General features: G+C 28.8%; 11 protein-coding genes. All 11 read left to right on the forward strand.

Annotated features, from left to right (window positions below):
* Positions 1–192 precede the first annotated feature (192 nt).
* Entirely contained in the window at positions 193–1,551 is a 1,359-nt protein-coding gene (gene rlmD, locus UF10_RS02495; protein WP_106776737.1) for a 23S rRNA (uracil(1939)-C(5))-methyltransferase RlmD, read from the forward strand.
* Positions 1,552–1,564: 13 nt separating this feature from the next.
* Positions 1,565–2,251 (forward strand): MBL fold metallo-hydrolase, encoded by a 687-nt coding sequence (locus tag UF10_RS02500; protein ID WP_106776243.1) that lies wholly within the window; start codon positions 1,565–1,567, stop codon positions 2,249–2,251.
* Between the two features lie 216 nt (positions 2,252–2,467).
* On the forward strand, positions 2,468–2,923 hold the full coding sequence (locus UF10_RS02505) for a GNAT family N-acetyltransferase (protein ID WP_106776244.1): 456 nt from the start codon (positions 2,468–2,470) through the stop codon (positions 2,921–2,923).
* A gap of 618 nt (positions 2,924–3,541) precedes the next feature.
* Positions 3,542–4,237, forward strand: a complete 696-nt coding sequence (locus UF10_RS02510; protein ID WP_106776245.1) for a YdjY domain-containing protein — start codon at positions 3,542–3,544, stop codon at positions 4,235–4,237.
* Between the two features lie 65 nt (positions 4,238–4,302).
* The gene (locus tag UF10_RS09485) at positions 4,303–5,508 is read left to right on the forward strand and encodes a TVP38/TMEM64 family protein (protein WP_106776246.1); all 1,206 of its coding nucleotides are present in this window, start codon (positions 4,303–4,305) and stop codon (positions 5,506–5,508) included.
* A gap of 86 nt (positions 5,509–5,594) precedes the next feature.
* Positions 5,595–6,260 (forward strand): TVP38/TMEM64 family protein, encoded by a 666-nt coding sequence (locus tag UF10_RS02520; RefSeq protein WP_106776247.1) that lies wholly within the window; start codon positions 5,595–5,597, stop codon positions 6,258–6,260.
* A gap of 125 nt (positions 6,261–6,385) precedes the next feature.
* Complete coding sequence (locus UF10_RS02525) at positions 6,386–7,378, forward strand: (Fe-S)-binding protein (protein ID WP_106776248.1); 993 nt, start codon at positions 6,386–6,388, stop codon at positions 7,376–7,378.
* Between the two features lie 453 nt (positions 7,379–7,831).
* A complete protein-coding gene (locus UF10_RS02530) occupies positions 7,832–8,743 on the forward strand; it encodes an AAA family ATPase (protein ID WP_106776249.1) in 912 nt (303 codons plus the stop codon).
* A gap of 23 nt (positions 8,744–8,766) precedes the next feature.
* Complete coding sequence (locus UF10_RS02535; protein ID WP_106776250.1) at positions 8,767–10,695, forward strand: vWA domain-containing protein; 1,929 nt, start codon at positions 8,767–8,769, stop codon at positions 10,693–10,695.
* A 231-nt stretch (positions 10,696–10,926) separates the two neighbouring features.
* Positions 10,927–11,433, forward strand: a complete 507-nt coding sequence (locus UF10_RS02540; protein WP_106776251.1) for a transcription repressor NadR — start codon at positions 10,927–10,929, stop codon at positions 11,431–11,433.
* 25 nt (positions 11,434–11,458) lie between these two features.
* Positions 11,459–12,220, forward strand: coding sequence for a TatD family hydrolase (locus tag UF10_RS02545; RefSeq protein WP_106776252.1), 762 nt, complete (start codon positions 11,459–11,461; stop codon positions 12,218–12,220).
* Positions 12,221–12,247: the final 27 nt, after the last annotated feature.

Here is a 12,247-nt window from a genome sequence, read left to right on the forward strand (position 1 = left end):
TTTTATGAAAATAGATTATAATAGATTAATGCAAAGAATAATAAAAAGCTAATAGCTATCGAAGCAGTTGGCAAATATAAAAGAGATAATAAATATTGAAAGAGCTAGCATAGACATAGATTATAGAGTAAAATATAAAAAGTGGATTTTAAAAAATTGATAGATTTAATATATATAAGGATTGGTGCAAAAATGCTTGAAAAAGGTAAAAAACATGAGTGTGAAATAGTAGATATAGGTCAAGGTGGAGTTGGAATAGGAAAGCATAATGGCTTTACTGTATTTGTAGATTCTGCTCTTCCAGGAGAAATAGTAGATGTCAAAATTACGAAATCTAAGAAAAAATATGCTGAAGGTGTAATATCTAAGATAAAAAAAGAGTCTGATTTTAGGGTTGAAAGAGTATGTTCTATGAAGTACAGAAACTGTGGAGGATGCCAGATTCAAGAGCTTGATTATAAAAAACAGTTAGAAATAAAAACTGATGAAGTAAGACAGGATATGAAGAGAATTGGAGAGCTAGACAATATACTGATACATAACGCAATAGGAATGGAAGAGCCTTTTAGATATAGAAATAAAGCACAATTTCCAGTTCAGAAGATAGATGGAAAATTAAAGATTGGATTTTATAAAAAGAAAAGTCATGATGTAATAGATATGGATAAATGCGTAATTCAACATGAAAAAAGTGACAAGGTAATAGAAATAGTAAGAGAGTTTATAGAAGAAAATAATATAAGTATTTATGATGAAAAAACTAATAAAGGCTTACTTAGACATATAGTGACAAAGGTAGGCTATACTACTGGAGAAGTGATGGTAGTATTGGTTGCAAGTAAAAAAAATATAGCAAATTTAGATAAATTAGTTGAATCACTAAAAATGAATATAGATGGTTTTAAAACATTAGTTGTAAATATAAATGATAAAAAAACGAATGTTGTTTTAGGAAGAAAAAATATAAATATATATGGAGACGGAAAAATAATTGATAACATAGGAGAATTAAAGTTTGAGATAAGTCCATTATCATTTTTCCAAGTAAATCCAGTTCAAACAGAAGTTTTGTATAATAAAGCACTTGAATATGCAAATTTATCTAAGGAAGATACAGTATTTGATATCTACTGTGGAATAGGCACAATATCTCTATTTTTAGCAGAAAAAGCAAAGAAAGTATATGGTGTAGAGATAGTGGAAGATGCCATAAATGACGCAAATAAAAATGCAAAGCTGAATGGAATAGAAAACGCAGAGTTTTTCGTGGGTAAAGCAGAAGAAGTGGTTCCAAAATTATATAAAGATGGAAAAACTGCTAATGTTGTAGTTGTAGATCCTCCAAGAAAGGGATGCGATGAAAAGGTCTTAGATACAATAGTAGAGATGGAGCCAGAGAGAATAGTATATGTGAGTTGTAACCCATCTACTTTGGCTAGAGACCTGAAGTATCTTGATGCAAAGGGATTTATATGCAGGGAAATTCAGCCTGTTGATATGTTTCCTCATAGCGTTCATATAGAAAGTGTAGCCTTGATAGTTAAGAAGTAGGGAGATATAAAATATGAATAAAATAATAATGTTAGATATAGTTTTTCAGTATGGAGATGAATTTAAGATTCTTAATCCAGTAGTTTTAATTAGTGAGAAAGACACAGTTCTAGTAGATTGTGCTTATACGGGACTTTTACCACTTATAGAAGAGGCAATGTTTCGTGAGGGAATAGATCCAAATTCTTTGACAAAGGTTCTGATCACTCATCACGATGATGATCATATCGGTGCTTTATATGAGTTAAAGGAGAAGTATCCAAATATAGAGGTTGTTTCAAGTGAAATAGAAAGTGATTATATATCACAAAACAAAAAATCTTTGAGGTTAATACAGGCTGAGGAGATGTTAAATGAAATGCCTGAAGAGGAAAAGGAATTTGGAAGGCAGTTTTGTGAGTCCTTAAAGAAAGTTATGCCAGTTGACGTAGATATAAAAGTAAAAGATGGAGATTATTTTGATTGGGCAGGCGGATGCAGAATAATAGCTACTCCAGGTCATATGCCAGGACATATATCACTATATTTGGAAGAGAGTAACTCAGTTGTAACTGGTGATGCAGCAGTGGTAGAGGATGGTAAGTTAGTTATAGCAAATCCATATTTTACTTTAGACTTAGAAAAAGCTGAAGAGTCACTAAAAAAACTAAAGGATATAAAGGCAGATATATATTATTGCTACCATGGTGGTGCAATTTAAAAATAAAATTATTTTAAATTTAGTTTTTATAAAAAATATATAAAATAATTTTGTACTCAAATTTATTAAAAGGTTAATTTAAATAACTTTTCATCTAATACTAAAATTTTTAAAACTTTAGTATTAGAAATGTCAATATATAAAAATAAGAAAAAATGTGAATAATTATTGATACTAAAATATCAGTTAATAGATAAAATTAAAGGGGGAAAATAAATGGACTATGAAATTGTTAGATTATATGATCATCCCGAAATGAAATTAAGAGCCGCTCAATGGTTTCATGAAAAATGGGATGTTCCTATAGAGGCATATCTTGAAAGTATAGAACAGTGCATTGATGAAAATTCATCTACTACTCAATGGTATATTGTTTTAGAGAATGGTGAAATAATAGCTGGCATAGGAGTAATAGAAAATGACTTCCATGATAGAAAAGATCTATCACCTAATGTATGTGCAGTGTATGTAGAAGAAGAGTATAGATGCAAAAGAATTGCTGGAGATATGCTCGAATTTGTTGCTAGTGATATGAAAAATAGAGGAGTAGATGTATTATACTTGCTGACAGAGCACATTTCTTTTTATGAAAGATATGGCTGGGAATTTCTATGTATGGTTCAAGGTGATGGAGAGGATCACGAATCTAGAATGTATATACATAGAAGTTAAAGAATTAGTTTAAAATTTTTAATAAAGTTATTAAAACAAATGTAAATACAAAGTATTATTTTTCAATCAATAATTTATAGATTTACTGTAGCTTCCATAGATTTATAAAAATATAAGACTATATAATTTATAAGTTTCTTAGAGGGTGGTTTTATACACTTAGATCAACTATAAATCTACTGAGAAAGATATGTATAGATATTATGATAAAGATAATCATCAAAATAAAAATCGATCATAATTGTATAGTGAGGTATATTTATGAGGGAAATAAATATAGGAAGCACAATAGTTAAAAATAGGAAATAAAAAACATAATTCAAAAGTAGTTAGTAAAGCATATAAGAGTATCCAAGTCTTTTATTTCCAAGTGAGTAAAGAATTAAACAAAAAAATATATAAAAAATATCAAGAAGAAAGTAGTAAAAATATTTAATTTAAAATCTAAAAACAATAAAATTGCAATAGTATAAGCCATATCTATAGATAAAAACTATAGGTGTGGCTTTATATATTTTATTTTTGACTTAATAAGTATTTAATAAATAAAAAACGTTTTATTACTTTTTATTTATGATATAATTACAAAAGATATAAATTATTAGGAGGCGCTTTGTAATGAAAATAAATAAAAAGGTATTAGCAGGGGTATTATGCTTGTCTTTAGTAGCTGCTGTAGGTTGTGGTCAGGAAAAGACTGTTGACAGTTCAAGCTCACAAAAACAAGAACAAAAAAAGGCTGCAGATGAGATAGCAGGTGTATCTCTAGATCAACCAATTAAGGTTGATAAGGAAGCAAAGACAGTAACAGTATTGACTAAGGTTAATGGGAAGTATTTCAATGAAGCTACTCGTCATGCTTCAGTTTTTAGTGAAGGTTCAAATGGAACAAAGTCAGTATTTACATCTTATGGAACTCCAGAAGATTTTTTACAAGGGCTGCTTGATATAGGGGCAGAAGCAGGAAATAATATGACTCCAGAAAACGCAACAGAAACAACTGTTGAAGGTTCTCCAATAAAAATGGAAGTAACTTGGGCAGGTGCAGATAAGACTTATGATGTTAATGAAGTTATAAAAGACAGTAATGGAAAAAAGATCGACTTCAAATTTGGTGGAAACTTAGAGAGAGCTAAAAATAAAAAGACAGGTTGTCTTACTTGTTTAGACAGTTGTCCAGTAGGCATAGTATCAAATGCTGCCTATACTTATGGTGCTGTGGAAAAGAGAAATGAAGTAACTTTCACAGGGAATGCAGATGTATTGCCAGAAGATGGAACATATGTAGCAACTATTTATAGCATATCAAAATAATTTATAAACCATAGTCTTTAGGCTATGGTTTTATAGTAGGAAGAAATTAGAAAGGAAGTGTTGAATTGAAGAAGTTAAGATCATTGTTTTACTATACTACAACAGGTATGGCTTTGGGATATTTGTTGTGTACGCTATTATTTTTCAGTGTTAGTCTAGAGATGATGGTGGGGTTAAATTTAGTCATGTATATATCAGTAGGCTTTGGAATAATGCTTGGAATAGCCTATAATAGAATTAATTTTAGATATTTGTTCTTTATTTTTGAAGGACTTGTATTAGCAATTTCACTTGCAACAGGTAGATTGGTTAATATATTATATATAACAAAGGAAAGCTTAAATTTAGATGTGCCTGTAAGCAATATAAAAATAGGATTCATAATAGGATTTATAATAGTTAATGCAGTAAATATATATATAGTGGCTACACTTAAAAAATATCAAACTGTATTAACTAAGGAAGAAAGAAAAGCAAAAAAGTCAGAAGAAAAGAAATTGAGTGACTTGAGAGAGGAAAAAACGCCAGAAGAAATCGCTAAGATAAAGAGTAGGAGAAAGAAGCAGAGAATAATTGCTTTAGCTTTAATAGTTTTATCTCTAGGAATATATTTTGTTAGTCCTAAGGTAAATAATACTATAAATCATGCTTTTGCAATACTTTCTCAGTTGGATACTCACGCGGTAATAGAGTATATTAGATCATATGGAAGTATGGCAGCGGTTATATCATTTATACTGATGATTTTACAGTCAGTAGCAGCTCCAATACCAGCATTTTTAATAACATTAGCAAATGCATCAATATTTGGTTGGGTAAAGGGTGCTCTTTTATCATGGTCATCAGCTATGGCAGGTGCTGCACTTTGTTTCTTTATAGCAAGAGCATTAGGAAGAGATGTTGTTGAAAAGCTTACAAGCAGAGGGGCAATGGAAGGCATAGATGTATTTTTTGAAAGATATGGTAAATATACAATATTAGTTTGTAGATTACTACCTTTTGTTTCATTTGACTTTGTCAGCTATGCAGCAGGACTTACAAATATGAGTTTCTGGTCATTCTTTATAGCTACTGGAATAGGACAGTTACCAGCGACTTTGGTTTATTCTTATGTTGGAGGATCACTTACAGGTGGTGCACAGAAGTTATTTATAGGTCTTTTGGTATTGTTTGCACTATCAATAGTAATAGGTATTATGAAAAAAGTATACGATGATAAGCATAAGGCAGTAAAGGAAGCTGAAGCAAGTCAAAGTAGTATAGATAAATAAAGAAATTGAAGCAATTTTTACTCTTGCTTTTATATATTTATGTGTAAATCTATGGTGAGATTTTATAATACAGAAAAGGTTATATTATGTCAAAAAAATTAAAACAAAAAATTCTTATAATCTCTATGATTATAGTATTTATATTAATATACAAGGTCTTTTTACAGGGCATTACAGCTCAAAGTATTAGAGATTGGGTTTCTGGATTTGGAGTAATGGCTCCAATAGCTTATATATTTGTTTGGGCTATTTTACCTATATTTTTCTTTCCAGTACCAGTGCTTGCTTTAGCTGGTGGCTTATCATTTGGTCTTGTGGATGGAACGATTTATACTCTTATTGGAGCTATGGTAAATAGTAGTCTAATGTTTCTTTTAGCAAATATACTAGCAAAAGATATGGTGAGCAAGTATCTTGAAGATAAACTGCCAGATAAATGGTGGGATAGATTCCAAAGTGCAGATGGAAAAGAAGGATTTTTGATAGTTCTTATATGCAGATTGATACCTATTATGCCATATAATGTAATAAATTATGTATCAGGTCTTACAAAAATAAGATTTAGTAATTACTTTTTGGCAACTTTGATAGGTATATTCCCAGGAACTGTAATTTTCCTAAATGTAGGTGATAAAATTTTGGACGTGAAATCGCCAGAGTTTATAATGTCTATAGTATTTGTAGTGATTCTTACAGTTGTATCTGTAGTCTTAGGTAAATATGTTTCAAAGAAATCTGAAAGAAATCGCTAAGTAATAGATGCTAATTGAAAATACTATAATCAAAGAAAGTTAATTATAGTTAGATATTTCGAATTTTATTCGGATAATAAATCCCCATAACTATGGGGATTTTATTTTATAGCTAAGGAGAAAAAATGGATAAAATGATTTCAAAAGAATGTATACACTGTAATAGATGTAAAAAAAATTGTGATTTTCTAAAAAAATATGATTTAGATTTGATGGCTTTTGAAGAAAGAGAGGACCTTGCATATAATTGTTTTATGTGTGGTAAATGTAAGATTGTATGCCCAAAAGATATAGATGGCAGAGAGATAGCTCAAAAACTTAGAGATGAAACTGTTAAAAAGAACAATGGAAAACTTTCTGATAAGGGATATGGCGGAATTGTATTCGAAAAGAAAAACTATATATTTAAAAACTATAAAAGTGCAGTAAAAAGTGAAAAAGAGAACGAAGTAAATACAGCTATATTTACTGGATGTAACTTTTTATCATATACTCCTAATACAGCAAATAAATTGATAGAAATAATGGATGAAAATGAGATTGGTGTTATTTTTGATTGTTGTGGAAAGCCAATTTATGAACTCGGTTTAAAGGATGATGCCGAGAAAATAATAGAAAAGATAAATAAAAATCTTAAAGAAAAAAATATAAGTAGATTGATTATGGTTTGTCCGAACTGTTATTATTACCTAAAAGGTAAGTTGGACGTAGAAATGATAGATATATACACTCTATTAAATGACCTAGGAATAGGTAAAAAGTTGGATAGAGAAGCTCTTATGTTTAGACCTTGTCCAGATAGAGAGACAGAAGAGTTACTAGAAAAGATTACTCCTTTTATGATTGATGGTAAAATTGAAAAATTAAATGAACAGTGTTGTGGTGCTGGTGGATGTGCATCTGTAAAAGAAGCAGAAGTATCAAAGGGATTTAGAATAGACATAAAATCTCAGGCAAAAGATGAAAAAGTATATACATACTGCTCTACATGCACAGGATTTTTTAAAAGTGAAGGTGTAAATATTAAGCATGTTCTAAGTGAAATTTTAGATGTAGATGAAAAAAATACTGGAAATTCCCTTATGAATAGATTGAAGTATAAATTTTATAGGAAGTAGGCTTTTTCTATTACTTTATAAGAGCTTACAAAAATAGTTTAACTAGAATTTGAAAATTTAATTCTTAAATATATTATTTAAAATATAACTTAAAACAAAGATAAAGATTTAGAAAGTAAAGATAGAATTTGTGAGAATATATTGAATTTTATAAAATTAAAATACTAATATGCCAATAAATAAAAAGTGTAGATATATATCTACACTTTTTATTTGTTGATTTTGCTATTGCTTTTGTATATAATAAAGTTTGTGCAAAATTATATTACTAATCATATATAAGCTAATTATAGAGCTTAAATTTGGGTATAATACTATGATAATGATAATTCAATTCAATTAAAATGATGAGTATTTTCTATTATTTTAAATAAGATAGATCGGGATAATTTATAAAAAAGAATATTTGAAAGGAGGAGGGGAGATTAAGTATAAAATCTCGCCCCTGATATTATGAAAGAATTTTTAAGAGAACAAGGAGTTTCAGAAAAACTATTAAAAGAATTAGAAGATTTCAGAAAATATTATAAGTTGGAGGATTCTTTACTTGATAGAGTTCCTAATCCAAGATATAAGTATTACGGTAAAGAGGTTTGGAGTAAGTCGATTGCTGCATTATTAGCTGGTTACAATATATTGCTATCAGGACCTAAGGCAACAGGTAAGAATGTACTTGCTGAAAATCTGGCAATGATATTTAATAGACCTATGTGGAATATATCTATGAATATAAATTCAGATAGCAGTAGTCTTTTGGGAAGTGATACATTTATAGATGGTGAAGTTAAACTAAGAAAAGGTCCAGTCTATAATGCAGCCGAATCGGGAGGATTTGCAGTATTTGATGAAATAAATATGGCTAAGAATGATTCTTTATCGGTTATTTATTCGGCACTAGACTATAGAAGAGTTATAGATGTTCCAGGCTATGAAAGAATAGATATGCATGAAGCAACTAGATTTATAGGAACTATGAATTATGGTTATATAGGAACTAAAGAATTGAATGAAGCATTGATTTCTAGGTTTATGGTTATAGATATGCCTACTATCACTGAAGAAAACTTTAAGATGATTTTAGAAAATGAATTTGCCTTGAAAAAGGATTATCTTGATATATTTGTTAGATTATTTATGGATTTACAGAAAAAATCTTTAAATGCAGAGATATCATCAAAAGCGATAGATTTGAGAGGTTTATTTTCTAGTATTGAAACAATGAAGAAGGGATTAGATATAAAATCTGCTTTGGAGATGGGAATAGTAAATAAGACTTTTGATCAATATGAAAAAGATATAGTTAGAGACGTTATAAATTCACTTCTTAGAGATGATGTTAAGTCTGAGGATCTTTTTATAAAATAAGTTAGAGAATTGGGTGATAATTAATGGATAACAAGCTAAGAAAAGAAAATGTTGTATGGACTGTATCTGAAGATTATTCATATATACCAATACTTAATTTATTTGATGACTATGGTGATTATGATATGGATTACTATAAGATGATGTTATTAGGTTGTGTGTATAAATTAATCAATATGGATAAATTTTTAGATTTTATGTCCATATGTATGGAAAAAACTGAATTAAAAGATGAATATCTAAAGCTAGTGGAAATATTTTTAGATGATGTTTTTTCTGATATATTGCTTGAAGAAAGAGCAGGAGCATATGACTACAAGAAAAAGTTTTTAGATAAAATATCAGATAAATATACTTTTTTAGAAGAAAAGTATAGGGAGGATTTCCTAAAAAAATTAAGTGTAGAAGAAGAGATTGAATATGTATATTATTCTTTGTTAGACTATAAATTTGTTCAAGGCAGAGCTGTAGCTGAAGAGTTATCTATGTATTTAAGAAGAAGGACTGCAAAATTAACTAAACTAGCGGACTCTTTATCAAAGGCTATAAAACTTCAAGACTCTAAAAGAAAAGTAAATACTCTAGATTTAAATGAAGATGAATCTGAAATGATAGATTTTTTAAGAGAAGAGTTAACAGATGAACTGATTAATGTTTTAAACGGTGCTTTTTTAAAATTTTTCTATCAAAATGTAAGACGAGAAAAATCAAAAGATGATGATAAAGACTTTAAAAAAGATGATAAGGATAAAGATAAAAGCAAGAAAAAAGCCAAAGAAAAAGAAAGAACTTCGAGACTGAACTTTAAAATGAAGAAAAAGCATATTGATAAAGCTAAGGATACAGATGGAATAGGAATGTTTTCGGTTGAGTCAGCAGAGTTTACTGGACAGATTTCAGATGACATAAAAATGGAAGATGAGAGATTAAAGTCTAATCTAACAGCTAGTAGTAGGGCTTCAAACGATAAAATAAAAGATATGCTACTTGCTAGATATGGTGAATCAATATATCCTGAGAATTTAACGAATTTTATTGAAAGTAAGCTTTGCACAGATATTCATCAAGGAATAAAGTTTCATTTTACAAAAGGAAATTTTATTGAAGGTAAATACGATAAATACTTTGCAAATTCAATTAAGAGCCAAAGAGAAAAAAATATAGAGTACTATAAAGACAATGAATTGATATTTAGAAGATCTATTAATGAGTTGAAAGAAATTCTAAGAAAAAAGATATTTTTAGAAGATGATGACTCAGCTGAACTAACTAGAAGCGGTGAATTAGTAGTATCTCAAATATGGAAAAACAAAATATTAGGTGATGAAAAAATATTTAAAAAGGTTAATAAAGATGAATTGGGGTCTTTATCTGTAGATATATTGCTAGATTCATCTGCATCTCAGATAGAAAGAGAGGAACTTGTTTCAGCTCAAGCATATATTATAGCAGAGGCATTGACTTCCTTGAAGATACCGACAAGAGTGTTTGGGTTTTGTAATTTTTTTAATTTCTTGGTGATGACTGAGTATAGAGATTATAGGGAAAGTCAATCAGCAAACAAAAGAATTTTCAACTACAAAGCTTCTGGAAGTAATAGAGATGGACTTGCTATTAAGTTTCTATCTAAACAGATGGAGACTCTAGAAGAAGATAATAAGGTTCTTATAGTTTTGAGTGATGGAAAACCTAATGATAAGATAGATCTTGGAACAGTGGGCTTTATGAAAGTTGACGGCGAAGATTATGAAGGTGAAGAAGCAATAAAAGATACGGCTCAAGAAGTGTTTAATGCAAAAATGAGGTCAAATAATGTGTTGGGAGTATTTACAGGAGAAGATGAAGATCTAGAGGCTGAAAAAAAAATATATGGTAAAGATTTTGCATATATTAAAAATCTAGATAGATTTTCACATATAATAGGTTTTTATTTAGAACAATTATTAGACTAGATATAGATATCTATGAAATATGAATTGATTAATTTAAGTAATATGATAATAGGGAAAATATTAGCATAGAAATAAGCTTTAATATTTTCTTTATTTTTTTACAGATAATTATATAAATGAAAAATTGAGATTTGAAAATGATTAAAATAATCATAAATATTGTAAAGATTTTATATACATTATATAATGTATATAAATACTAGAATAAAACTGTCGAAATGAGGTGAGTGTGTGTCGACAAAAGATAGAAGAAAGAAAATTTTAGAAAAGCTTAAACAGGCAGACAAGCCTTTATCAGCATCTTTGCTTGCAGAATATTTTGGGGTTAGTAGACAGATTATAGTCGGGGATATAGCTCTATTGAGAGCTGAGGATATAGAGATAATTTCCACAAATAGAGGCTATATATTAAATCAATCAAGTCAACATATTAGAGTTATAAATGTAAGTCATGATGAAAAATCTATGAGAGATGAATTGAATACAATAGTTGATTATGGCGGCAAGGCTTTAGATGTAATAGTAAATCATCCTATATATGGCGAAATAAGAGTAGATTTGAACGTTTCAAATAGATTAGATGTTGAAAAGTTTATTTCAGATATCAATAATCAAGATAATGTACCTCTAAGTGTCCTTACAAAAGATAAGCATAGTCATACAATAGAGGCTAATTCAGAAGAAAATTTAGATCTTATAGAAGAAAAATTAAAAGAGCTTAATATAATTAAAGAATAGTGTGATTTTGAAAGAAGTGATCTTTATGAAAAATAAAAAAATTTATGATTTTCATACGCATATTGCCGATTTAGAAACTATTGAAAAGTATTACGAAAGTAATGTTATACCAGTAATAAACTGTCAAAATGCAGATGAATTCAAAAAAATAAATAAAATGTTTGAAACCATTAAAAATAATAGAAGTTTTGAAGAAATAAGACCTTTTATGAGCATAGGTATACACCCGCATGATTCATGGAAATATGAAAAGGATATTAGCGATGTATATGAAGAGATAATAAAAAAGGTTCCACTAGTGGGAGAAGTCGGTATGGATGGTTGTTGGTGTGATGTTTCTTTTGATATACAAGAAAAGGTATTTAGAGAAAGTTTGAATCTAGCCAAAAAATATAATAAAGCAGTGATTCTTCATACAAAATCAATGGAAAAAAGAATCTATGAAATAATTAAAGATTATGATTTGGATTTTATTGTACATTGGTATAGCTGTAAAGATTATATAAAAGAATTTATTGATAAGGGATGCTACTTTACAGTAGGACCAGCTATCTTGATAGATGAAAATATTAGAAGTCTTGTAAAAAGAGCACCGATAGACCGCTTACTATTAGAAACTGATGGAATAGAAGCATTAGAATGGTTATTTAAAAAGGATTATAGGGCAGAAGATATAAGACGAAGTTTAGAAGTTGTGTGTGAAGAAATATCACTATTAAAGAATATGAGCAAGGAAGAAATGTTTCAGAATTTACAGAAAAATTCTGAAAGACTATTGAAAATATAATAAAATAATTTTTTTAATAAAAGGATA

Source organism: Peptostreptococcus russellii, from assembly GCF_003012055.1.
In the GTDB taxonomy this organism is placed as follows: domain Bacteria; phylum Bacillota; class Clostridia; order Peptostreptococcales; family Peptostreptococcaceae; genus Peptostreptococcus; species Peptostreptococcus russellii.

Excerpts from the sequence above, each read along its gene's own strand:
- UF10_RS02505 (WP_106776244.1), top strand. The coding sequence starts at position 2,468 with ATGGACTATGAAATTGTTAGATTATATGATCATCCCGAAATGAAATTA.
- UF10_RS02530 (WP_106776249.1), top strand. The coding sequence starts at position 7,832 with ATGAAAGAATTTTTAAGAGAACAAGGAGTTTCAGAAAAACTATTAAAA.
- UF10_RS02545 (WP_106776252.1), top strand. The coding sequence starts at position 11,459 with ATGAAAAATAAAAAAATTTATGATTTTCATACGCATATTGCCGATTTA.
- UF10_RS02535 (WP_106776250.1), top strand. The coding sequence starts at position 8,767 with ATGGATAACAAGCTAAGAAAAGAAAATGTTGTATGGACTGTATCTGAA.
- rlmD (WP_106776737.1), top strand. The coding sequence starts at position 193 with ATGCTTGAAAAAGGTAAAAAACATGAGTGTGAAATAGTAGATATAGGT.
- UF10_RS02520 (WP_106776247.1), top strand. The coding sequence starts at position 5,595 with ATGTCAAAAAAATTAAAACAAAAAATTCTTATAATCTCTATGATTATA.
- UF10_RS02510 (WP_106776245.1), top strand. The coding sequence starts at position 3,542 with ATGAAAATAAATAAAAAGGTATTAGCAGGGGTATTATGCTTGTCTTTA.
- UF10_RS02500 (WP_106776243.1), top strand. The coding sequence starts at position 1,565 with ATGAATAAAATAATAATGTTAGATATAGTTTTTCAGTATGGAGATGAA.
- UF10_RS02525 (WP_106776248.1), top strand. The coding sequence starts at position 6,386 with ATGGATAAAATGATTTCAAAAGAATGTATACACTGTAATAGATGTAAA.